We start from the raw sequence: 23697 nt of genomic DNA, 5'->3' as shown, positions 1-23697 counted from the left end.
AATGGGCTTTGAGGGTTTTTTTATGGCCAAATGGCCAAGCAAATCAAACTAAAGACTATTCAGCAAAAATTACCGCAACATCATCTTTGTTAAATTTGTAAATTTCACCGCAAAATCCGCAATCCATCTCAAAAGTACCGTTCTGTTCTGCAACGATATCCAATGCTTCCGTTTCACCGATTTGCTCGATTGCCATTTCACACTTTTCACGTGAACAGGTGCAACCAAATGACAAAGAAGCAGGGTCAGGAGCAACGACTTTTTCTTCATTATATAAGCGATAAAGAATCTCGTTGGTATCCAGCGTGGTCAACTCTTCCGCTTTTAGCGTGCGTGTCAATACAGACAAGCGTGTCCACAAATCATCATCGATACCAGCGTCTGCATTTTGCTCGACTTCATAGGTTTCTTCGGCCGTACGAGGTAGCATTTGTACCAATATACCACCTGCTTGCAACCCATCAGATGCCAAATTAATCAGCGTAGGAATCTGCGCCGATTGCTTTTGATAATGTGCTAAGCAGTCAGCCAAGTTGTCATGGCTACGCTCAACGATACCTTGGTACGGCTCGCCACCATCAGGCTGGATATTAATAAATAATACGCCTTGACCCATAGCGCCAAGTTCAGCAAAGGCTTCTTTGGCATGGGTCATCTGGTCCCACGCTTGTATCTGCTCATCAGTTTCGCCTTTCCAGCTGGCAAGGGCGCGGATGATACCGTTTTGATCGCATTCAGCCATCGCCCAATTGAGCAAGCTATCGCTATCTGATGATTGTAATTGAATCGACAAGCGACCATCGATTTTAACGGTACTGATAAGCAAACTTGCTGCCGTCAGCATTTCACCCAATAAGCGTTTAATTGCTTCAGGATAGGGCTTTTGCGCAATCGTCGTCGCATAGCTGCGTGATAGGCGTACCACATCACCGCGCACCGGCGAGTCTTCGATAAAAAAGCGCTGGCGTAAGTCGTTATCGGGAGTATTGCCAACAGTTTGGTCAGCGGAGTTTGGGGCTTGAGTATCTTGTTTCATAGGTCATTTATAAGATTAAGAAGTTGCTAGCTTTATGGGGATTGATACGGATTTATCAATCATATTTGCTAGATTGCTTGACAGTTTTAGGGCGTTTATTAAGGATAAATACTCGTCTTAATCACTATACGTATTATTTGCGCCAAAGCTCATTTTTGTTGGTGGTCATTTAAGTTTGAAAAATAGAAACCTTTAAAATAGTCGCCTAAGTAAAAAAAGTTTACCCCCACCAGTCATTTTGTTGTACAGTAACATTGAGTTGCATAGTGATAAATAACAGCAACAGCACGGACGCATGGCGATAAATTGGATTACAACAAATCTATAACGCCTAAGTCCCCTTCAAATTTTATGATAATGTGATAAAAGGATGTATCTCATGACTTACTCTCTTTCTACCTCTATTTCCAAACCCTTAACATTGGTTGCCTTTATGGCGCTAGGATTGGCAGGCTGTAACAACAGTAATCAAACTACCTCTGAGGCTACACCAGCAGATGGCGAAGCGACCACAGAAGCGGCAGCAAATGCCAATGGTACCTTAAAAAAGATCAAAGATTCAGGCACTATCGTGGTCGGTCACCGTGACTCCTCTATTCCGTTTTCTTATATCGCTGACGACCCTAATCAGCCTATCGGTTATGCCCATGATTTAGAGATGAAAGTGGTTGAAGCAGTAAAAGAAAAATTGAATATGCCGGATCTAAAAATTCGCTATAACCTAATCACCTCACAAACCCGTATTCCATTAGTACAAAACGGCACGGTAGATTTTGAGTGTGGTTCAACGACCAACAATGAAGAGCGCCAAAAACAAGTGGCATTCTCTAACGGCTTCTTTGAAATCGGTACGCGTCTATTAACCAAAAAAGACTCTGGTATTAAAGACTTCGAAGACCTGAAAGGTAAGACTTTAGTGACGACTGCTGGTACTACCTCAGAGCGTTATATCCGTCAGTATAATGATGATAAAAAGATGAATACCAACATTATCTCAGCAAAAGACCATGGCGAAGGCTTCTTGATGTTAGAGAACGGTCGTGCTGATGCGTTTATGATGGATGACGTACTACTCGCGGGTGAAAAAGCCAAAGCTAAAAACCCTGATGATTGGGTTATCGTTGGTACGCCACAGTCATTTGAGATTTATGGTTGTATGATGCGTAAAGACGACCCTGAATTTAAAGCGGTGGTCGATGAAGCATTAGCCAATGTCTTTAAATCAGGCGAAATTAATACTATTTATGACAAATGGTTTATGAATCCTATTCCACCGAAAAACGTCAATCTAAAGTTTGAGATGTCAGATAACTTAAAAGCTTTGATTGCCAATCCACATGATAGCGATCAGCCAAAAGTAGCGACTGCGCAATAACCATCCTTGTCCCTCAACATAGCATGCTTACGCGTTCAGATTGTTTGTCAAATTTCTTGATGGCAGTCTGAGGCGTGAGCTTTTTAACCGTTGCTCGGAGAGACAATTATGAATTATAGCTGGAACTGGGGTGTGCTCTTTGAGCAGACCGGTATCGGTAATGAGCTGTATATCCATTGGATGATTACGGGTCTTGGCTGGCTGTTATTGATTGGTAGTATTGCGTGGGCAATTGCCATGGTGGTTGGTACCATCTTTGGTATTATGCGTACCTTGCCAAATAAAGGCGCGCGTGCTATTGGCACTGCTTATGTGACTTTTTTCCGTAATATTCCTTTATTAGTACAATTGTTTTTCTGGTTCTATATCGCCCCCGGTTGGCTGACGCCATCCATACAAGAGTGGTGGTATAAAGACTTGTCTCCAAATACTTCCGCCATGCTATCAGCTAGTATCGGTCTTGGTTTATTTACCGCTGCCCGTATTGTCGAACAAGTACGTACCGGTATCGAGTCGCTACCAAAAGGACAAATCAATGCCGCTTATGCGCTCGGTTTTAGTATCCCGCAAGCCTACAAAGAAGTGCTGCTGCCGCAAGCGTTTCGGATTATCTTACCGCCAATGAGCTCGGAGCTGACCAACTGCTTTAAAAATGCGTCGGTAGCGTCTTTAGTGGGGGTAATGGAGCTGATTAGCCAAACCAAAACCATCAGTGAATATACCCAAAACAGTCTCGAGATTTATACTTACGCGACTATTATCTACTTGGTGTTTAATCTGTCTTTGATTGCCATTATGGGTTTGATTGAACGTAAATTGCGCGTACCTGGGCTGATTGCAGGGAGTCAAAAATGAATATGATGACTGAACTTGCAACCGCATATCCAGGCTTGATGGGCGGTATGCTCACCACTTTAAAGGTATTGTTTTTAGCTATCTTAGGTGGTATCAGCTTAGGAACGGTATTGGCCTTGATGCGGCTATCTGGTATCAAAGCGCTTGAGATACCCGCTAAGCTATACGTCAACTACTTTCGTTCTGTGCCATTATTACTCGTGCTACTGTGGTTTTATTTCGCCGTACCAATGATTTACTTTTGGATAGCGGGTAAATATCTACAACTAGATACAGCCTTTACCTCTTGTGTGGTCGCCTTTATGATGTTTGAGGCAGCTTATTTTTCAGAGGTGGTACGCGCCGGTATTCAATCCATCGGCAGTGGTCAGGTTAATGCTGCCAAAGCACTGGGCATGACTTATGGGCAGACAATGCGCTTGATTATTTTACCGCAAGCGTTTCGCAAGATGTTGCCGCTGATTTTGCAGCAATGTATTATTTTATTCCAAGATACGACATTGGTTTTTGCCATTGGCTTGACGGATTTTTTCCGTGCCGCTTATGTACGCGGTGAGCTGATGGGCTTACTGACACCATATATACTTGGGGCAGGGGCGGTCTATTTTATCATCAGTTTGAGTGCCTCTATTGGTGTGCAACAATTGCAAAAACGTCTAAGGTTTTAAGGTTTTGCTACCTCTGTATTGAAACCTGCGTAAGAATAGCTTTATTTAATAATTACGAAAATAATGTGGTTAGGAGCCAGTGATGAATGAGCCGGTGATAAATAACGCTGACACGTATATAAATGAATTTGGTGGACTGGTCACCGACAATGGTCATGCAAGCGATGAGATTGTCATCAAAATGACCGATGTCAGTAAATGGTATGGCGACTTTCAGGTGATGACTGGCTGTACCGCGCATGTGCATAAAGGCGATGTCGTGGTGGTCTGTGGTCCATCGGGCAGTGGTAAATCGACCTTGATAAAAACCGTCAATGGGCTTGAGCCTTTTCAAAAGGGCGAGATAATGGTTAGCGGTATCTCAGTGGGTGCGCCGAAAACTAATTTGCCTAAGCTACGTAGTCAAGTTGGGATGGTGTTTCAGCACTTTGAGTTGTTCCCGCATCTGACGATTATTGACAATTTGACCGTTGCTCAAATCAAAGTATTAGGTCGTAAAGAAGACGAAGCTAAAAAGAAGGCTATGGCCTATTTAGATCGAGTAGGGCTAACGGTTCAGGCGGCGAAATATCCAGCTGAGCTATCCGGTGGTCAGCAGCAGCGCGTAGCGATTGCCCGCGCATTAGCGATGGATCCTGTGGCGATGCTCTTTGATGAGCCAACCTCAGCACTCGACCCTGAGATGATTCAAGAAGTGCTTGATGTTATGGTTGAGCTCACCCGTGATGGCATGACCATGATGTGCGTGACCCATGAGATGGGCTTTGCCAATCAGGTTGCCAATCGTATTATCTTTATGGATGAAGGTCATATCGTCGAAAACTGTAGTAAGGATGAATTTTTTGAAAGTGCAAAAAGCGACCGCGCGCAAATGTTCTTATCGAAAATTCTCAATCATTAGCGTATAAGTTAGATTTTTTATCATGAGAAGCGTCTATAGATAGGCGCTTTTTTTGTTGTAATTAATTTATATATTTAATATGAATGTTAATGTTAATGTGAGTGTGAGTGAATGTCTGTTTACTGATATAATATCGGTCAATATTCTGATAATTAAAATAATTCGTCAACTTTATTGGAGCTAATATGAGTGTAGAAAATCTGTCCATGTCATCGACCTCATCGTCTAATACATCGTCTGAAGGTATTGTTATCATTGGCGCAGGCTTAGCAGGCTGGCATGTCATTGATGCGATTCGCGCAAAAGATAAAGACATCCCAATTACCTTGATTACTGCCGATAATGGCGATCGTTATCATAAGCCCATGCTGACCATGGCGATTAGCCAAAATAAGCGTGCATCGGATTTAGTGCGAGCGACTGGCGTTGATGCCGCAACAGCAGCAGGGATAACTTTATTGGCGAATACCAATGTCAGCGATATTGACCCTGCCACGCAACAATTACAGCTTATCTCTGCGCTGCGCTCAGATCCGGTTTACACCAATTATGCAACTATCAACTATGACAAGCTGGTCTTGGCAATGGGTGCCCATCCTATCTTTCCAAAAAGCTTACCAGAAGAGCTAGTCTGGCATGTTAACCATATTGAGCGCTTTGGGCAGCTACAAGAGCAGCTGGCAGTTGGCTGTCAGCGCGTCGCCATTATTGGTGCCGGTATGGTAGGCACTGAAATTGCTGAAGACTTGTTAAAAGCCGGTCATCATGTGACGCTGATTGATTTAAATGATGCGCCGCTATCGCAAATGCTACCGCCAAAAGCGACTGCACGTATTGCCCAAGCAGTGAAATCACAAGGTATTAACTTTTTGGGTGGTTGTCAGGTCTCTAGTGTTATTCGTAATAGTAAAGGTGAGTTGCAGGTTAGCTATAAGCCAGTTGTTTCTAGCACAGAAAATGCAGAGGCTGCGCAGTCTGAGACATTAATCGTTGATCATGTGATTGCCAGTACGGGCCTGACTGTTGATGATAAATTGCCAACCGCAGCAGGGGTTGAGTTTAATCGCCGCACTGGTATCGAGGTTGATGCGCCGACGCTGCGTACCACTACTGATAATATTTATGCGATTGGCGATTGTATGTCCATCAATGGCGTTGCTTGCCGTTATGTCGCACCGCTACGCGCACAAGCCGCCACCATTGCTGATGATATCTTAGGGTTAGAGCATCGCGGCTATGACCATAAACCACCGATGATTCGCCTAAAAAATAAAGCGATTTCGGTGATGGTAACAGGTGTACCGCAAGCGAATGGCAATTGGCAAGTAACCACTGAAAGTGATGATGAGCTTATCATGAATTTGTTAGATGATAATAATGAAGTCAGTGCGACAGTTACTATTAAAGCGCCACCAATAGTATCAGCTTAATAATTGTAAAAATGCCTTTAGTCAACTGTCTTGGCTTTTTAATCTGCCACATATTTTTAAGTTAAGAATATTCTGAAATTTAGTCCTAACTGAAAAGCCAGCCACGTATCAATAGCGTGACTGGCTTTTTTGTATCAAATATCTACCATATTTTTATGCTATCTTTAATAAAGGCTTTAGTATTTAATGCTAATTAAATGATACATATTGTATTGCTATGATTGACAGGCTTTCATTGATAGCGTTATAGTAGTTCACACGATGTAAGACCTATTCAAGGAAGAAAGACTTGTCTACAGGCGATTAATAAGCACGATTAATAAGTGCCGTAAAAAGTAAAACGAAAGGACTCGTTATGACTCAAACTATTGACTTCGATAGCATTCTAAATAATATTCCCAGTATCAATATGGGTGCACGCTCAGCAAATGCGCCACTCACCCAAAGCTATGACAAAGGTCCTGATGTACCACTGATTGAAGCAACCATCGGTGATTTTTTTGATGCCATTGTTGCCAAATATCCTGAGCGAGAAGCGTTGGTCTCCCGTCATCAAAATATTCGTTGGACCTACCGTGAGCTACAACAGCAGGTCAATCAATTGGCGAGTAGCATGATTGAGATGGGGCTTGAGATTGGTGATCGTCTCGGAATCTGGTCGCACAATAATGCTGAATGGCTACTGATACAGTTGGCAACTGCCAAAGTTGGCGTGATTTTGGTTAATATCAATCCCGCCTATCGTACCTTTGAGCTACAGTATGCGCTAAATAAATTAGGCTGCTCAGCGTTAGTATTGATGCGCCATTTTAAAAGTAGCGATTACGCGCAGCTTATCCGTGAGTTATGCCCTGAGATTTATCATAAAAACTATCAACAGTTGGATCTGGTCGAAATTCCTACGATTGAGCGTATCATTTGGATTGATGAGCCTGATAGTGATGAAAACTTTAATTTTATGCAAAAGTTCTCTGCTTGGATGGCCGAGGGCGATGCCAACGATCCGCGAGTAGCAGAGCGGCAAGCGCAGCTTAAAAATACCGATTCTATTAATGTGCAGTTCACTAGCGGCACCACGGGTACGCCGAAAGGTGCGACCTTGAGCCATCGTAATATTCTTAATAACGGCTATTTTATCGGTGAGGCAATGAACCTAACCGAAAAAGATAGATTGTGTATTCCAGTGCCGCTCTATCATTGTTTTGGTATGGTGCTCGGTAACTTAGCGGTATTAACCCATGGCGGTTGTATTCTTTACCCGAATGACGGCTTTGATCCGCTTACCGTATTACAAACGGTTGAAGAAGAGAAATGTACTGCGTTGCATGGCGTACCGACGATGTTTATCGCGATGCTCGACCATCCGGATTTTGCTACCTTTGATTTATCCACTTTACGTACCGGCATTATGGCTGGCTCTAGCTGTCCGATTGAGGTGATGCGCCGCGTCATTGATAAGATGCATATGAGCGAAGTCACGATTGCTTATGGTATGACTGAAACCAGTCCGGTTTCTTGCCAGACCAATGAACATACGCCGCTTGATAAGCAGGTCTCGACAGTCGGACTGGTACAACCAGCGCTTGAAGTAAAAGTTATCGATAGCGAAACCGGCAAAATCGTACCAATTGGTGAGACGGGTGAGCTATTAACCCGTGGCTATTCGGTGATGAAAGGCTATTGGGGCAGTCGCTTTAAATCGCGTGAAGCGATTCAAGATGGCTGGATGCATACTGGCGATTTGGCGACCATGGATGAAGATGGTTATGTCAAAATCGTTGGTCGTAGTAAAGATATGGTCATCCGTGGCGGCGAAAATATCTATCCTGTCGAGATTGAGAACTATTTATACCGTCATCCCAAGATTCGTGACGTGCAAATCGTTGGTATACCTGATGAGCGCTATGGTGAGGTGCTGGCAGCATGGATTATCCCTAAATATCCTGACACCTTGACCGAAGAAGAAGTGCGTCAGTTCTGTAGTGAGCATATTGCCCATTATAAAGTTCCGACCTATTATCGCTTCGTGACCGAATATCCAATGACCATTACCGGTAAAATTCAAAAATTTAAAATCGTTGAACAGATGAAAGCGGAGTTGGGCTTGACCTAGACGGCTGCTATCGGCTGCTAATAACTGTTAGCAGTCAATAAGAATAAGCCACTGTAAAAAGGTAACGTCACTAGATCATAATTAAAAGACAAGTATAAAAAGGGATACCATGAGCGCCATCATAACCAGTAAATTGAGTCCAAACGCTGCTGAATTTCAGCAAAACAGCGCCGCCATGCAAGTGGTTGTCGACGATCTACATGAGCATTTGCGTAAAATTGCCCAAGGTGGATCGGAGCGCGCGCGCGCCAAGCATCTAGCTCGTGGCAAGTTGCTACCACGTGAGCGTGTTGAGCGTTTGCTTGATGTTGGCACACCATTTTTAGAAGTGGCTCCGATGGCGGCATACGATCTATATTGCGAATATATTCCTGCTGCTGTCCTATTTGCAGGTATCGGTCGTATCAACGGTACTGAATGTATGATTATCTGTAATGATGCCACGGTAAAAGGCGGTACGTATTTTCCGATGACCGTTAAAAAACATTTGCGTGCCCAAGAAATAGCCCAAGAAAATCATCTGCCGTGTGTCTATTTAGTGGATTCGGGTGGCGCAAATCTACCCAATCAAGATGAGGTGTTTCCAGATAAAGAACATTTCGGCCGTATCTTCTTTAATCAAGCCAATTTGAGTGCAGCAGGTATTCCGCAAATTGCCGTGGTAATGGGTAGCTGTACCGCAGGCGGCGCTTATGTACCAGCAATGAGCGATGAATCTATTATTGTCAAAGACCAAGGGACTATCTTTTTGGGTGGTCCGCCACTGGTAAAAGCCGCCACTGGTGAAGAAGTGACAGCCGAAGATTTAGGCGGTGCTGATGTACATACGCGTCTGTCAGGTGTCGTCGATCATTTAGCGCAAAACGATACCCATGCGTTATCGTTAACGCGTAATATCGTCAGTCATCTTAATCGTCCAGCCAAACAAATTGCCAATCAAATTACTCCACGTCCACCGCGCTATGATGCTAAAGAGCTATATGGCGTTATCCCTACTGATACGCGTAAGCCATTTGATATTAAAGAGATTATTACTCGTATCGTTGACGATAGCGCCTTTGATGAATTTAAAGCGCGTTTTGGTAATACCTTAGTCTGTGGTTTTGCGCATATCGAAGGGATGCCAGTCGGGATTATTGCTAATAACGGTATTTTATTTAGTGAGTCGGCGCAAAAGGGCACGCACTTTATTGAACTGTGCTGTAAGCGCAAAATCCCATTGGTGTTCCTGCAAAATATCACCGGCTTTATGGTTGGCCGCAAGTACGAAAACGAAGGTATCGCTCGTCATGGTGCCAAGATGGTAATGGCGGTTGCCAATGCCAAAGTACCAAAATTCACCGTCATCGTCGGTGGTTCATTCGGTGCGGGTAACTACGGCATGTGTGGCCGTGCTTATAGTCCTCGTTTCTTATGGATGTGGCCAAATGCGCGTATTTCTGTAATGGGCGGTGAGCAAGCAGCTTCCGTACTCGCGACCGTCAAGCGCGACAACTTTGATCGTAAAGGCGAAGCGTGGAGCGACGAAGATGAAGCAGCGTTTAAAGCGCCGATTCGTGACATGTACGAAGAGCAAGGTCATCCCTATTATGCCACTGCACGTTTATGGGATGACGGGGTAATTGATCCTGCTGATACGCGTAACGTGTTGGCATTAGCGCTTAGTGCGGCTCATAACGCCCCGATTGAAGAGACGACTTTCGGTGTCTTTAGAATGTAATATGTAAGGTATACAGTGTCTGGTTAGACCACTGTTAGATGCATAATAATATGCCAAAACCTTCATCACGATTTAAAGTTAAAGAGACATTCATGGTAAACGATATCAAAAATAAAACGCAATCATCAGCTATTGATAAGGCTAAAGCAGCCGCTCCGATAAAAAGTGTTGAATCTGGAAATAATTATAAAAGTCTACTGGTCACTATTGATCAACACGTTGCAGCGGTTACTTTAAATCGTCCTGAAATACGTAATGCTTTTAATGATGAGATGATTGCTGAGTTGACCGAGGTATTTAATAAGCTTGGTGCTAATGACGAGGTACGTGTCATCGTTTTAGCGGCTGCTGGAAAAGCATTTTGTGCTGGCGCGGATCTCAATTGGATGCGCGCGATGGCAGATTATAGCTATGAAGAAAACTTAGCCGATGCCGATAAATTAGCGCAAATGCTTAAAACTATTTACCAATGTCCAAAGCCAACGATTGCCGCTATTCAGGGTGATGTTTATGCTGGCGGTATGGGCTTGGTAGCAGCATGCGATGTTGCATTTGCCGTTAAAATTGCTAATTTCTGTTTAAGTGAAGTGCGACTAGGTCTTGCGCCAGCAACGATTAGCCCGTATGTTATTCGCGCGATGGGTGCTAGAGCAGCGCAGCGTTACTTCTTAAGTGCGGAAGTCTTTGATGCCAAAAAAGCGCGTCAGCTTGGATTTATTCATGAGCGCGTTAGCGAAGAATGGCTTGATGATGTGGTAGCAACGTTCTGTAAAAATGTTGTCAAAAACAGTCCAGACGCGGTAAAAACCTGCAAAACCTTACTTCATGAAGTAGCCGAACAACCTATTACTGAAAATCTTATTAAGCGTACGGTCAAAGGAATCGCCGATATTCGCGCCTCCGAACAAGGTAAAGAGGGTGTACAAGCCTTTTTACAAAAACGTAAGCCTAGTTGGCAAGCTGAAGATAAATAATCAACAGTAAATTATGAATAATGAAATCCACATGCTTGCTAAGCAGATAGGCACTAAGTAGATAGGCACTAAGTAGATAAGCGCTAAGTAGATAGATATTAACCAAATTAGTATTAAATAATCAGCATCGACAAGTCAGGGAAGTCTATCAATGAAAACTGATGCTCGATAAAAAATATAGGGCAAAATAATAAGGATAGTTATGTTTTCTAAAATTTTGATCGCCAATCGCGGTGAAATTGCCTGCCGAGTAGCAGCAACGGCGAAGCGTATGGGTGTCAGTACGGTTGCGGTTTACTCTGATGCAGACCGCCATGCTAAACACGTCGCTGTCTGTGACGAAGCGGTTTATTTGGGCGGCTCTGCCCCAAAAGATAGCTATTTAAAAGGCGATGCTATTATTGCGATTGCTCTTGAAGTTGGCGCGCAGGCGATTCATCCGGGTTATGGGTTTCTGAGTGAAAATGCTGATTTTGCCCAAGCATGTCAGGATGCAGGCATCGTATTTATTGGTCCATCGGCTGCTGCTATTCGTGCTATGGGTGGTAAATCTGAGTCTAAGCGCTTAATGGAAATCGCTGGCGTGCCACTCATTCCTGGTTATCATGGCGACAATCAAGATGGTGCATTCTTACAGGCGCAAGCTGATGAAATCGGCTATCCGGTATTAATAAAAGCCAGTGCTGGCGGCGGCGGCAAAGGTATGCGTATCGTCGAGCAAAGCGCGGATTTTATCGGCTTACTAGAATCTTGCCGCCGTGAAGCGATTACCAGTTTTGGTAATGATCAAGTATTGATTGAAAAATATGCCTTAAAACCGCGTCATATCGAAATCCAAGTATTTGGCGATAGCCATGGCAATTACGTACATTTATTTGAGCGTGATTGTTCGGTTCAGCGCCGCCATCAAAAAGTGTTAGAGGAGGCACCAGCACCCGGCGTTGATGTCAGCATGCGCGATGAGATGGGTGCCGCAGCTATTGAAGCGGCGCGCGCAGTGAATTATGTCGGCGCAGGAACGGTTGAGTTTATCGTTGAGCAGCGTGAGACATCCATGCATTTTTACTTCATGGAGATGAATACCCGTTTGCAAGTTGAACATCCGGTCACTGAAGCGATTACTGGTTTGGATTTGGTTGAATGGCAGCTCTTGGTTGCTGCTGGCAAGCCACTACCAAAAACCCAAGATCAGCTGGTTATCAATGGTCATGCTATTGAAGCGCGTATCTGCGCCGAAAACCCTGACAATGATTTTCTGCCAGCGACAGGGACGTTATTTACTTATCAAAAACCTGAGCACAGTACCTTTTCTATTACAAACCGTGGCAACGATGTGCGCATCGATGATGGTGTCCGCGAAGGCGATGTTATCAGCCCGTTTTATGATTCGATGATTGCAAAACTCATTGTCCATGCGCCAAGCCGTGAGCAAGCATTAGCGAAGCTTGATAGGGCGCTGGCGCAAACGCGCATCGTTGGGCTACCGAATAACGTGGCGTTCTTACGCTATATTATTAATACCGATTCATTTAGTCAGGCTAACTTAGATACCGCCTTGATTGAGCGTGAGCAAGCAAATCTTTTTGATCAGCATCCTCTTGAACTATCGACGCTTGTTGCAACGGCAGTAGTACAACAGCTAGCTAGCGAGTCGGTCAAATCCGATGTCAATTCTCTAGATCCTTTTAGTCAGCCTTCAGGATTCCGTGCTTATACCGATTATACGCGGCAGTTTAGCTTGGTGTATAACGAGCAGTCTTATCTGGCGCTGATTAGTGATTGGCACAATGCTGCTAATGCTAGTGATAAAACCAATGATAAAATCAGCCAGTTTAATATCGTTATTGAGCAGCATACGACCAACAATGATGTCCAAAGTACTGCTCATCAAATCAGCCCTAATAATCAAACCACCGACCAAACCAAACCACTATGCAATATTTTGCATAATGGTCAGGTCAGTTATATCAGCGATGATGCTCATAACCATACGTTATGGTTAGATAAAAGCCGCGTACAGGTACAAAGCTGGCTTCATAATGAAACGGTTCATATCTTTACGGATGCTGGGCGCGATCAGATCAAACTGATTGATATTATGGCGCATGTCGGCGAAGATAATGCTGCCGTTGGTAGCTTAAAATCACCAATGCCCGGGCAAGTTATTGCCTTTAAAGTAGCGGTTGGCGATATGGTCAAGCAAGGCGAGCCATTAGCTGTCATCGAAGCGATGAAAATCGAACATACTATTACGGCACCAACCGATGGCGTAGTTGCAGAATTGTTATTTGCAGCAGGTGATTTGGTTGCTGATGGTGATGAGTTGTTGCGGCTTGAGAGTGTGGTTGAGGCATAAACCCTCAAGTATAAGCTTCATTATAATTTCAAAACGATAGATTTCGGCTTAATAAATACATTAATAAAAGGGTGGCAAGCATGAATCATTCGTACCCCGATCACGTCTTGATCGTTGACGTCAGTCCGCGTGATGGTTTACAAAATGAGTCCAAAACCGTACCGACTGCCATCAAGCAAACACTGATCGAAGACCTGATTGCCGCTGGGATTAAAAAGCTCGAAGTGACTAGTTTTGTCTCGCCAAAATGGGTACCGCAAATGGGTGATAATAGCGCGCTGTTGGATGCGCTTAAACCCACACGGCATGATGATGTTTGTTATTCCGTGTTAGTACCTAATATGCGCGGCTTTGAAAATGCGATTTTGCATCTTCCTGATGAAATCGTGATTTTTGGTTCAGCAAGTGAAACCTTTAGCCAAAAAAATATTAACTGTAGTATTGATGAGAGTATTGAGCGTTTTGCGCCCGTTGCTGCTGCGGCAAAAGCGCAAGGTATCAAAGTACGTGGTGTCATTTCCTGTACCGTCGGCTGTCCTTATGAAGGTGAGATTGATCCCAGCCAAGTAGCGTACGTGACCAAGCGTCTGGTTGAAATTGGCGCTGAGCAAATTGGTATTGCTGATACGATTGGTGTTGGTACACCCATCAAAGTTCAGCGTGCTCTACAAGCAGCCCTTGAATACGTTGATATAGCGGCAATATCTGGTCATTTTCATGATACTTATGGTCAGGCACTAAGCAACACTTTAGCAGCCTTGCAAATGGGCGTAAGTGAGTTTGATACTTCCGTTGCCGGACTTGGTGGCTGTCCCTATGCCAAGGGTGCAACGGGTAATGTAGCGACTGAAGACGTGGTTTATATGCTACACGGCATGGGCATCAGTACCGGTATTGATTTGGATAAGTTGGTTGTTGCTGGTGAGCGTATCAGTGAGTTTTTGGGTCGTCCTAATGGCTCAAACGTCTCACGAGCATTGATTAATAAACGTCAGTCTTAAGAAATAGCATTACAAATACAGTTAACCATAATATAAGTAATCTAAGCTAAATGAATAGTTATATGGATTTATAGCTGGGACAAATTTTCTCACTTGCTGTGCGACTTCGTCACTCCAGATGCTTCAAAAAATTTGTCCCAGCCATATTATTTTAGCTATATTGTCTCTTTTTAAATTGACCCAACGCTATTAAGAAATTAAACCTCAACATACAAGGAATAGTTATGAGTTTACCCGGATTAGATTTTCAGCTTGGCGAAGATATCGATGCGCTACGTGATATGGTGCAAAAATTTGCTGCGAATGAAATTGCCCCGCGTGCTGCTGAGATTGATAGCAGCGATCAGTTCCCAATGGACTTATGGCAAAAAATGGGTGATTTAGGTCTGCATGGTATCACCGTTCCAGAAGCTTACGGCGGTGTCGATATGGGCTACGTCGCGCATATGGTCGTGATGGAGGAGATTAGCCGCGCGTCGGCTTCGGTTGCGCTCAGCTATGGCGCCCATTCAAATTTATGTATCAATCAGATTAAACGTAATGGCAGTGAAGCACAAAAACAAAAATACCTGCCTAAGCTACTCAGTGGCGAATTTATTGGCGCACTTGCCATGAGTGAAACTGGAGCCGGTTCTGACGTTACTAGTATGAAGCTGAAAGCCGAAGAAAAAGACGGTAGCTATATTTTAAACGGCAGTAAAATGTGGATTACCAATGGTCCTGATGCGGATGTGATGGTGGTTTATGCTAAGACCAATCCTGAGCTTGGCGCTAAAGGTATGACTGCCTTTATCGTTGAAAAAGGTATGGCAGGCTTTGGTACGGCGCAAAAGCTCGATAAGCTCGGCATGCGCGGTAGCCATACTGGTGAAATGACCTTTGATAACGTTGAGGTTCCTAAAGAAAATATCTTAGGTGAATTGAATAGCGGCGTTAAAGTATTGATGAGTGGCTTAGATTATGAGCGCGCAGTTTTGGCAGCCGGTCCTATTGGTATCATGCAAGCGGTGATGGACAATGTCGTCCCTTATATCCATGATCGTAAACAGTTTGGACAGGCTATCGGTGAGTTTCAGCTGATTCAAGGTAAAGTCGCAGACATGTATACCATTTTGCAAGCAGGTCGTAGCTTTTTATATACGGTCGGAAAAAACCTTGATATGTTAGATCAACGCGGCGCAGGTCACAGCCGAGAAGTACGTAAAGATTGCGCCAGCGTCATTTTATGGTGTGCTGAAAAAGCCACGTGGATGGCAGGCGAAGGCATTCAAATCTTTGGTGGTAATGGCTATACCAACGAGTATCCGCTTGGTCGCTACTGGCGCGATGCCAAGCTTTATGAGATTGGCGCGGGCACCAGCGAGATTCGCCGTATGCTAATCGGTCGTGAATTGTTTAACGAGACCAAATAAAAGTAGTGTGGTTTGAGTTAATAAAAAAGCAGGACGTTTTAAGCGTCCTGCTTTTTTAATGTTTATTTTATAAAGGCGGTCAAATTCTTAAAATCGTTTGCTATGGTCAAAATAGCGTGCAAGACCATTTAACAATAAGTCATCACGCAGTCGCACCGGACGGTTGACGTGTTGGGCGATAATGGCTGCGTCGCCACCGGTCATTATGATCTCGAAGTTGGGATGGCGCGTGCTAATCTCGTTAATTGCACCGACGATAGACAGCATAATCCCGCGATGTACCGCATCTTTTGTGGTAACGCCCTGACCGACACTATCAAAGGTGCCATTAGAGATAGTAATTTGCTTGGTACCAGAAAATAATGATTCGCGTTGTAGATAAATACTAGGGAAAATATAGCCGCCCAAATGCTCAGCATGATCGATCAAATCAATCGTTACCGCTGTACCGCAGCCAATCACGCATTGACGTTTTGTCTTATCAACGGCACCCAGCATTTGTAGCCAGCGATCACAGCCTAACTGTTCATCATTATAAGCGCTTTTCATCAAAGCGTGCTCAGCATCGACATGAACAAATTCAAACGGAATATTAAGCTGACCTAAAGTCTCTGATACCTTCATGTTAAGGTCATCGCCCAGCACCGATGAGATACCGATAAAACTAGGCGCATAACGCTCAAAGCGATCGGTTAGACCCATAAGTAATTCAGCAGGCGCTTGCAAATGCTGCTTGGCATCATGCGAGACTATTTGTCCGATATCATCGGTAAGCCAGTATTTAAGGCGGGTATTTCCAAGATCAAGCCAGAGCATAAAAGTCCCTTTATATAGCGCTCGTTAAGTAAGTGCTTTAAGCCTTATCAATAACGTCAATGCGTCCGGTAAAAAGCGCAGAAATATTACCGTTATCTTGCCTTAATTGCAAACATCCATGTGTATCGATACCGCAAGCATGACCGGTCATTATTTGCTCTTCACTATTATGGTCTTGGGTGACATGCAAGCGCAGACCTGCCAGCGCATCCATCGAGTCAAATTGCTTTAAGAAGCTGTCCAAATTATACGTTTGACCAGTCGGCTTCTCTAACCCTAAATGCTCAAAGCGCGTCATAGCCGCCATTAACGCTTTGCTCATTTGCTGATAAATCACTTGTAAGCTTGGCAGACTGCTAGCTTGTTGTTTTGGCTCCAGCATCTGTTCAATATCCTGTAAGCTAATCGCTTGATAACTCATGCCTTCGCACGTTTGCGCGGTTAGCTTTGGTGTGGCTTGGACATTGAGACCAACGCCCATCACCACGCCGACCAATTTTCCCGCTTGTGATACTGGCTCTATCAGAATACCAGCGAGTTTATTAAAGGGCAGTGTTTGGTTATCCAATAAAGATTTATCCACGGCAGATTGATATTGATATTGATATTGATATTGATATTGATGCTGATGTCGATTGTGATTTCGATGTTGATAAAAACCTAAGTCATTTGCCCACTTGACACCGATTGGTGTCAAACCTTGCGCCCGCAATTGCGTATTTAGCGTTTGGATAATGGGCATTTTTGCCAGCTCGACGCCGATGATTAACGATAATAAACCACTAATCGGCATATGCACTGGATGATATAACGACAGATAGACGTTGCCGCGCGGCGATTGCCATGAGCGTCCTCGTTGCCCGCGTCCTGCGCTTTGGCTCTCAGCCGTTAATAGGTGCATGACTGCTGCATTTAGCGTACCGTTTTGCACTGCTTCTATGAGCTCAGTATTGGTCGAGGCGCTAGTTGTTAGATGGCGATGGTTAAGCTCGGGTAGCTGGCGAGACAAGCTGGCAAGTGACGTCATAAGTTTAGTCGATGTGATTAATGTAGCAAATGTAACATGGGTAATCTTTGATATACTGAGCGATTGTCGCCAATAAGCACTATCAAGTAGACAGCATAAAGCTCAGGTTACGATTTGGCAAATGCAATTGAAAACACTGATCCACGAATAAGTACGAGATAAAATAAGCGCAATACGAGATTATTATAAAAGGTTCGTTCTATGATGTTATATGTGTGGTTTGTTATTGCTGGGGCATTTGCTGGTGTTAGCGCTGGTTTGTTTGGCGTCGGTGGCGGCATGATTATTGTACCGGCGCTGGTATGGATTTTTACCGCTTATAATTTTCCGCCTGAAGTGGTTACCCATTTGGCAATCGGAACTTCTTTAGCGACCATCGTTGTGACCTCAATCAGCTCAATGACTGCGCATAATAAGCGCGACGGCGTACGCTGGGAAGTGTGGCGCAAAATGGCATTGGGATTGGTCATCGGTAGTTTGGTCGGTGCCGGTATCGCCGATATGATTGACGGCAAGGCATTACAAGCCATCATTGGTATCGGTGCGTTATTAGTCGCTATAAAAATGCTATTTTTCTCTAATAAAGAGCAATTGGGCAAGCCGTTACCGTCTACGGGCGTGCAGTTTGGTGCGGGTACGGGTATTGGTATGGCATCGTCTATCTTTGGGATTGGTGGTGGTAGTTTGACCGTACCGTTTTTAAACTGGGCGGGGCTACCGATGAAGCAATCGGTCGGTACTTCAGCGGCTTGCGGTCTACCGATTGCGCTGGCTGGCGCGGTAGGTTTTGCATGGTTTGGTCAAGACGTGGTCAACCTACCTGAAGGCACGATAGGCTTTGTCCATATCACAGGCTTTATATTTATTTCGGTTGCCAGCTTCGCTATGGCAAAAGTCGGTGCAAAGCTTGCTTACAAACTACCAGCTCTAATGCTTAAACGCGCCTTTGGGGTACTGTTATTGTTTGCTGGTGGGCAGTTGTTATTAAGTGGGATTGGGGTGTTATAAAATTTTCAGACTTCAATAAAAATCAGAACGCTAACTGCGGGACACTATCAGTATGAAAGCAGCAGAAAAATATCGTCGTGTTTTTGGTTCAATTAGCCATTTAAAAGATCAGATACCATGGACGACTGGTTTATCTAATATGGTAGAGTTTTTGGTATGGGAACCGCAGCGTGTTCTTGGCATTAGTAAAAAGCAATATGTACGCCAAATTATTGAGTGGGCAAGGCTTCCAGAATTGGAAAATAAAAGTATTGAAGAAGTTGAGAAAGTTATCAGTAAAAAACTTATTCAAAAAATGAGTGAGTCTGAGCAGTTAGAAACTTATTCAACACAGACGACTGGTATTTGTAATGCTAGGGAAGCTGTTCGCCGTGTGAAGTTTTTTTCTGAGGATTACCTGAATAAAGAATTTGATATTTTCCTCAATTTATGTAGTGATAGTTATCTAAACCTATTATATGCGCAATTCATTAATTTCGACCAAAGCGGTTCATGGTCGACACATGGCAATAGTGGCATCTTTGAATATAGTACCGAACTAAATGCTATGTTTATGGATAATTTATCCTATAACCATGAGGCTAATGTAATGGTGGCAAATGAATTAAAGCTTAATGGTCAAAAAAATGCTGACCAAATATTAAAGTACTGTTTGATGTACGAGTATTTATTAGAGATAGGTTTCATTGATAAAGGTACAAAGTTTTTACTACTATTCATTGGTGGCAGTGCTCTAAAAGAAGATAAGCAAAGCCTTGTTGATAAAGAAATAGCCATGTGTCAAAGCAAGCCCGAAAAATATCAGCATCTACTAAGAGATGAATTGCTAGAGGTAGTGGCACATTTAGAGATTGCCAGTATCACGTGGCAATCTCTAATAGAGTTTAATAACTGTTACTTGAATGAACATGAGGTTTGCCAAGTAGAGCAAAAACTACTACAAGGATTCAATCAAAGCATTCAATCAAAATCGTTTATGCACTTATAATTTTAACCCTAAAAATTCCCCACAATTTAAGGTAGAATAGCCGCCTGTTTTTGCTAAGTTTACTGATCCTTCATGCGTCTAAAATCCCTAAAGCTGGCAGGCTTTAAATCCTTTGCCAATCCAACCACCTTTACCTTTCGTCATGGCATTACCGCCATTGTCGGACCGAACGGCTGCGGCAAATCTAACGTGATTGATGCTATTCGTTGGGTGCTTGGCGAGACCTCGGCTAAGCAGTTACGTGGCGGGGCGATGAGTGATGTCATCTTTGCTGGTACGCAAGATAAAGCCGCCAAAAGTGTCGCCAGTGTCGAGCTAACTTTTGAGCATACGCAAGATGAGCAAAATGGCATAAGACATGAGTTTAATTTATATCAAGAACTCTCTGTTCGCCGTCAGGTAAATAAAGACGGTCGCTCGGACTATTTTATCAATGGCACGCGCTGTCGCCGCCGAGATGTCGTCGATGTGTTCTTGGGCACGGGGCTTGGCGCACGCAGCTATGCAGTCATCGAGCAAGGCATGATTGGGCGAATTGTTGAGTCTAGCCCCATGCAGCTGCGTGAATTTATTGAAGAGGCGGCAGGGGTGTCACGCTATCAAGCGCGCCGCGAAGAAACACAAAAGAAGTTAGAAAAGACCCAAGATAACTTAGCGCGCCTGTATGATATGCAAAGCGAGCTGGTCAGCCAACAAAAGCGATTGTCCAAACAAGCAGCAGGTGCTCAGCGTTACGAAGCGCTAGCCTTAACCCTTGCTGATATTAAGCAACAGCTCGCCATTCAGCAGTTATATCAAGCTAAGCATACCCAGCAGCAGCAAAAAATAGCCCACGAGCGTAGCGCTACCGAAGTCGCAGCCCTGCAAGCGAACTATGAAACGCTAAAAGCTCAGCAAGATAAGCTTGCAACGCATATCAATCAAGAACAATGGCTCAAAGACGATGCCCAAAGTGCCCACTATCAGCAGCAGCTAAGCTATCAACAAGCCGAGCATCAACTTAATGATGCAAGGTCACAACTGACCGTCATTGAGCAGCAACTCGCCAGTTTGGATGAGCAGCGTGCACAGACAGTCAATGAGATTGAGCGCTTAAAATTTGAGCAAGCTGAGCAGCAGGATATATTAGAAGAATTGCGTCCCAAGCTTACTGAGTTGACAAGCAAACGTGAATCGCACAAACGTAACGAGCAACCATTACAGCGCGCTTGGCATGAAGCGCAAAACCAGCTATCACGTTTGCAAGATAATGCCCGCACACTTGAGCAGCAGCAAGCTATTAACACACAAGCACAAAAGCGCCACCAGCAAAGCGATGATAAGTGGCAGCGCCGTCAGCAACATTGGCAGAATTTATGGCAGCAGTTACAACAGTCCCTATTGCCTATTGATACTAATAGTGGTGCTGATGGGCGCGAGAAAATTGATGCGAACAATTTACAGCAGACCTTAGAGACGCAGGTTACTGAGCTAAATAAGCAATTGCAACAGATTGAGCGGCAACAAGACAGCGTTGCTGAGCGATTATCAGAGCTACAACCGCAAGCGTATGATTTACAACAGCGCTTAAACACGCAGCAGCGCGAATTGAGTGAGTCTGAAAAACGCCACGCTGTATTGGCAAGTGAATACGATACCTTACAGCAGATATTGCATCCTAAATCTCAGCTGCAAGCTAATCATGTAAAAACTAACTTAGAAAATAAAGAAGTAAACGACTATAACGTATTAGCGATTACCACCTTACGTGAGCAGATTGAACTAAGTGAAAAAGGACGTGAGTACTCGCAGCTACTCGATAGTATATTGGCGCTATGGCTGGATAGTCATGTGCTGGTTGCAAGTCAAGCCAACCAATCAAGCGTTAATAACGCAGACAATGACTCTCAAAAAGTGAGTAGCTTATGGCAGGCGCTTGAGCAAGATTTAACTGATGTGTTTACGTATCAAGCTATGCAAAACCAGAATGTTAATATTAAAGATAAGTCGTCAATAGAAACGGGTCATAGCTTATGGTTATCTGCTACGCAAAATAATATCGATGCAACACCATTTATCAGCGCCTTACCAGACAGCTTAATTGATAAAGTACAGCCTTTATCTCAGCTGATTACTGCACCTAGCTTAGCGCTTTGGCAGCAGTGTTATTTATATATCGCCCAACCTGAGAGCGATAATAAACAAACTCTCAAAGAAATTGCCGATATCTTACAAGTATTGCCATCGTCAGCCATTCTGCTAACGTCTGACGGTTGGCTTATCAGTCGTCAAGGTACGATTAATCTAAGCAAGTTTGCTGGCGCGCAAAATGGTCAAAATGATAGCAGTAGTCAGTTCCTAACACAGCGTTTGCAGCAGCGCACTCGTTTACAAACATTAGAAGAATTGCTTGATGAATTTGAAACTAAAATACAAGAGCAGCAAAAGGCTATTACCAAAAACCAGCGTGACAATGATGCATTAACGGTCAATCTGCAAGAAACGCGTGCCCAAGCTGAACAGTTGACCCGCGATAAACATCACTATCAACAGCAACTCACCACCAAACAAGCTAACGCTGAGCGCTTGCAAGCAGATAGCCAGCGCCTAAATACTGATAAAGCCGCACTTGAGCAAGAGCAACAAGAATTAGAACAAGAACAACAAGCGCTTAATGATGAGCAGCAATATATCCAAAGCGAGATAACAGCGCTGACGCCTAAAATAACCGATGCGCGGGCAACCAGTCAGCAATTGCAAGCGGAGCGCAATGAATTAAATCACAGACGCCAAGCAGATGACAATGCTTGGCAGGCATTACAACTGCGTATTCAGCAGAGCGAAATGCGGTTAGAGCACAGCGTTAGCAGTCTCGCGCGTGCGACCGCACAACATGACAAGTCATTACAAAGCGAGCAGAGCTTAAAAGCAACTTATGAGCAGCAGCAACATAAGCTGCCCGCTTTGCAGACCGCATTGCAAACGGCACAAACCGCGCGCAATGAGCAGCAAACGTTATTGACGACGCGCGAGACAGCATTGAACGCGCTTAAGCAAGATTATGCGCAACAGCAGACTGAGTTAGATAAGCTACAACAGTCATTGCAAAATCAACAAAGTAAGCTTGCTCATCATGCCACCGAGTTGGCACTAAGCGCCGCAAGATTGGATGATGCCAGTAGCCATACGCAAGATGCCCTAGACGCATACTATCGCGTCAGTCATAAATATAAAGCGCAATCGGACATATCGCAGCATCCGCAGCAAACGATGAGTGTCTCAAACTTATTAGCAGATTTTATTGCCCATGATCGCCGTGTACGTCCAGACAAAATCGCTGAGCTTGAGTCTGAGCGTAGCAAGCTTGAGCAGCAATTAAGTAAAATAGGCGCGGTCAATCTAGCAGCAGTGGCTGAATTGGCGGAGGTTAATGAGCGTCTAGAGCCACTGGCGCAGCAGACAGCAGATATTGCGGCAAGTATGCAGACGTTGACCGAAGCGATTGCTTCTATTGATGAAACCACCAAGACGCTATTTATGCAGACGCTCGATGCGGTTAATAATGAGCTTGCCAATTTATTTGCCAAAGTCTTTGGCGGTGGGCAAGCCAGTTTGACCTTGAACACTGACGATATGCCAGCCAATATACCCGCTGATAAACATAAGTCAGAGCAGTGGCGCGCAGGTTTAACTTTAATGGCGCAACCAAAGGGCAAACGTAATAGTCGCCTCGCTGTCCTGTCAGGTGGTGAAAAAACCTTGACCGCGCTGAGCTTAATTTTTGCGATATTCAAGCAGCATCCTGCGCCGTTTTGTGTGCTTGATGAAGTCGATGCGCCACTTGATGATGCCAACGTTGCTCGCTTTACTAGCTTGATTCATGAGTTGGCAGATGATTTGCAATTTATTTTCATCAGTCATAATAAGCTGACGATGCAGATTGCGGATGAGCTAAAAGGCGTTACGATGCCAAGCGCGGGGATTTCTACTTTGGTCAGCGTTTCGCTCGATGAGGCGGCACGTTACCTTTCTGATTAA

Annotated in this window: 17 protein-coding genes; 14 read left to right on the top strand and 3 right to left on the bottom strand. The window is 44.2% G+C overall.

Features of this window, described 5'->3' with window-relative positions; all coding sequences use genetic code 11:
• Positions 1-55 precede the first annotated feature (55 nt).
• A complete protein-coding gene (locus CAN34_RS07835) occupies positions 56-1036 on the bottom strand; it encodes an Hsp33 family molecular chaperone HslO (protein ID WP_089555172.1) in 981 nt (326 codons plus the stop codon).
• 379 nt (positions 1037-1415) lie between these two features.
• On the opposite strand from CAN34_RS07835, the gene CAN34_RS07830 reads away from it, so the two are divergent.
• The 11 genes from CAN34_RS07830 to CAN34_RS07780 all read left to right on the top strand — a co-directional run bounded on the left by CAN34_RS07830 (position 1416) and on the right by CAN34_RS07780 (position 15841).
• Positions 1416-2411 (top strand): glutamate/aspartate ABC transporter substrate-binding protein, encoded by a 996-nt coding sequence (locus CAN34_RS07830; RefSeq protein WP_079690834.1) that lies wholly within the window; start codon positions 1416-1418, stop codon positions 2409-2411.
• A 108-nt stretch (positions 2412-2519) separates the two neighbouring features.
• The gene (locus tag CAN34_RS07825; RefSeq protein WP_079690835.1) at positions 2520-3266 is read left to right on the top strand and encodes an amino acid ABC transporter permease; all 747 of its coding nucleotides are present in this window, start codon (positions 2520-2522) and stop codon (positions 3264-3266) included.
• Positions 3263-3934: an ABC transporter permease subunit gene (locus tag CAN34_RS07820; RefSeq protein WP_079690836.1), complete on the top strand. Its 672-nt coding sequence runs from the start codon at positions 3263-3265 to the stop codon at positions 3932-3934. The genes CAN34_RS07825 and CAN34_RS07820 overlap by 4 nt, the downstream gene beginning before the upstream one ends.
• A gap of 181 nt (positions 3935-4115) precedes the next feature.
• Positions 4116-4835 carry an amino acid ABC transporter ATP-binding protein gene (locus CAN34_RS07815; RefSeq protein WP_171996362.1) on the top strand — a complete coding sequence of 240 codons (720 nt, stop codon included), beginning with the start codon at positions 4116-4118 and terminating at the stop codon, positions 4833-4835.
• A 185-nt stretch (positions 4836-5020) separates the two neighbouring features.
• Positions 5021-6265: an FAD-dependent oxidoreductase gene (locus tag CAN34_RS07810; protein WP_089555171.1), complete on the top strand. Its 1245-nt coding sequence runs from the start codon at positions 5021-5023 to the stop codon at positions 6263-6265.
• A gap of 355 nt (positions 6266-6620) precedes the next feature.
• Complete coding sequence (locus CAN34_RS07805) at positions 6621-8378, top strand: AMP-binding protein (RefSeq protein ID WP_089555170.1); 1758 nt, start codon at positions 6621-6623, stop codon at positions 8376-8378.
• Positions 8379-8487: 109 nt separating this feature from the next.
• Positions 8488-10098 carry a carboxyl transferase domain-containing protein gene (locus CAN34_RS07800; RefSeq protein ID WP_089555169.1) on the top strand — a complete coding sequence of 537 codons (1611 nt, stop codon included), beginning with the start codon at positions 8488-8490 and terminating at the stop codon, positions 10096-10098.
• A 92-nt stretch (positions 10099-10190) separates the two neighbouring features.
• Complete coding sequence (locus CAN34_RS07795) at positions 10191-11072, top strand: enoyl-CoA hydratase/isomerase family protein (protein ID WP_089555168.1); 882 nt, start codon at positions 10191-10193, stop codon at positions 11070-11072.
• Positions 11073-11274: 202 nt separating this feature from the next.
• Positions 11275-13428, top strand: a complete 2154-nt coding sequence (locus tag CAN34_RS07790; protein ID WP_089555167.1) for an acetyl/propionyl/methylcrotonyl-CoA carboxylase subunit alpha — start codon at positions 11275-11277, stop codon at positions 13426-13428.
• An 80-nt stretch (positions 13429-13508) separates the two neighbouring features.
• Positions 13509-14429 (top strand): hydroxymethylglutaryl-CoA lyase, encoded by a 921-nt coding sequence (locus tag CAN34_RS07785; protein ID WP_089555166.1) that lies wholly within the window; start codon positions 13509-13511, stop codon positions 14427-14429.
• A gap of 224 nt (positions 14430-14653) precedes the next feature.
• On the top strand, positions 14654-15841 hold the full coding sequence (locus CAN34_RS07780; protein ID WP_089555165.1) for an isovaleryl-CoA dehydrogenase: 1188 nt from the start codon (positions 14654-14656) through the stop codon (positions 15839-15841).
• A gap of 87 nt (positions 15842-15928) precedes the next feature.
• On the opposite strand, the gene CAN34_RS07775 is transcribed toward CAN34_RS07780, so the two are convergent.
• Together CAN34_RS07775 and CAN34_RS07770 are read right to left on the bottom strand one after the other, a co-directional pair.
• Positions 15929-16657 (bottom strand): pantothenate kinase, encoded by a 729-nt coding sequence (locus tag CAN34_RS07775; RefSeq protein WP_089555164.1) that lies wholly within the window; start codon positions 16655-16657, stop codon positions 15929-15931.
• A 37-nt stretch (positions 16658-16694) separates the two neighbouring features.
• Complete coding sequence (locus CAN34_RS07770; RefSeq protein ID WP_089555163.1) at positions 16695-17684, bottom strand: biotin--[acetyl-CoA-carboxylase] ligase; 990 nt, start codon at positions 17682-17684, stop codon at positions 16695-16697.
• Positions 17685-17888: 204 nt separating this feature from the next.
• Between CAN34_RS07770 and CAN34_RS07765 the strand changes: the two genes are divergently transcribed.
• From CAN34_RS07765 to CAN34_RS07755, 3 genes are all read left to right on the top strand, one after another.
• Positions 17889-18692, top strand: coding sequence for a sulfite exporter TauE/SafE family protein (locus tag CAN34_RS07765; protein WP_165767628.1), 804 nt, complete (start codon positions 17889-17891; stop codon positions 18690-18692).
• A 52-nt stretch (positions 18693-18744) separates the two neighbouring features.
• Entirely contained in the window at positions 18745-19680 is a 936-nt protein-coding gene (locus tag CAN34_RS07760) for a hypothetical protein (protein ID WP_089555161.1), read from the top strand.
• A gap of 72 nt (positions 19681-19752) precedes the next feature.
• The gene (locus tag CAN34_RS07755; RefSeq protein ID WP_089555160.1) at positions 19753-23697 is read left to right on the top strand and encodes an AAA family ATPase; all 3945 of its coding nucleotides are present in this window, start codon (positions 19753-19755) and stop codon (positions 23695-23697) included.

The sequence above is a fragment of the Psychrobacter sp. DAB_AL32B genome, assembly GCF_002224105.1.
Classification (GTDB): domain Bacteria; phylum Pseudomonadota; class Gammaproteobacteria; order Pseudomonadales; family Moraxellaceae; genus Psychrobacter.
Note: the sequence above shows the minus strand (reverse complement) of the source record. Positions and strands in the feature narration are given on the sequence as shown.

What these genes read in the sequence shown, in the direction of transcription:
- CAN34_RS07830 (WP_079690834.1), top strand. Translation starts at nt 1,416, where the DNA reads ATGACTTACTCTCTTTCTACCTCTATTTCCAAACCCTTAACATTGGTT.
- CAN34_RS07770 (WP_089555163.1), bottom strand. Translation starts at nt 17,684, where the DNA reads ATGACGTCACTTGCCAGCTTGTCTCGCCAGCTACCCGAGCTTAACCAT.
- CAN34_RS07765 (WP_165767628.1), top strand. Translation starts at nt 17,889, where the DNA reads ATGTTATATGTGTGGTTTGTTATTGCTGGGGCATTTGCTGGTGTTAGC.
- CAN34_RS07810 (WP_089555171.1), top strand. Translation starts at nt 5,021, where the DNA reads ATGAGTGTAGAAAATCTGTCCATGTCATCGACCTCATCGTCTAATACA.
- CAN34_RS07815 (WP_171996362.1), top strand. Translation starts at nt 4,116, where the DNA reads ATGACCGATGTCAGTAAATGGTATGGCGACTTTCAGGTGATGACTGGC.
- CAN34_RS07800 (WP_089555169.1), top strand. Translation starts at nt 8,488, where the DNA reads ATGAGCGCCATCATAACCAGTAAATTGAGTCCAAACGCTGCTGAATTT.
- CAN34_RS07835 (WP_089555172.1), bottom strand. Translation starts at nt 1,036, where the DNA reads ATGAAACAAGATACTCAAGCCCCAAACTCCGCTGACCAAACTGTTGGC.
- CAN34_RS07775 (WP_089555164.1), bottom strand. Translation starts at nt 16,657, where the DNA reads ATGCTCTGGCTTGATCTTGGAAATACCCGCCTTAAATACTGGCTTACC.
- CAN34_RS07760 (WP_089555161.1), top strand. Translation starts at nt 18,745, where the DNA reads ATGAAAGCAGCAGAAAAATATCGTCGTGTTTTTGGTTCAATTAGCCAT.
- CAN34_RS07780 (WP_089555165.1), top strand. Translation starts at nt 14,654, where the DNA reads ATGAGTTTACCCGGATTAGATTTTCAGCTTGGCGAAGATATCGATGCG.
- CAN34_RS07805 (WP_089555170.1), top strand. Translation starts at nt 6,621, where the DNA reads ATGACTCAAACTATTGACTTCGATAGCATTCTAAATAATATTCCCAGT.
- CAN34_RS07785 (WP_089555166.1), top strand. Translation starts at nt 13,509, where the DNA reads ATGAATCATTCGTACCCCGATCACGTCTTGATCGTTGACGTCAGTCCG.
- CAN34_RS07825 (WP_079690835.1), top strand. Translation starts at nt 2,520, where the DNA reads ATGAATTATAGCTGGAACTGGGGTGTGCTCTTTGAGCAGACCGGTATC.
- CAN34_RS07790 (WP_089555167.1), top strand. Translation starts at nt 11,275, where the DNA reads ATGTTTTCTAAAATTTTGATCGCCAATCGCGGTGAAATTGCCTGCCGA.
- CAN34_RS07795 (WP_089555168.1), top strand. Translation starts at nt 10,191, where the DNA reads ATGGTAAACGATATCAAAAATAAAACGCAATCATCAGCTATTGATAAG.
- CAN34_RS07755 (WP_089555160.1), top strand. Translation starts at nt 19,753, where the DNA reads ATGCGTCTAAAATCCCTAAAGCTGGCAGGCTTTAAATCCTTTGCCAAT.
- CAN34_RS07820 (WP_079690836.1), top strand. Translation starts at nt 3,263, where the DNA reads ATGAATATGATGACTGAACTTGCAACCGCATATCCAGGCTTGATGGGC.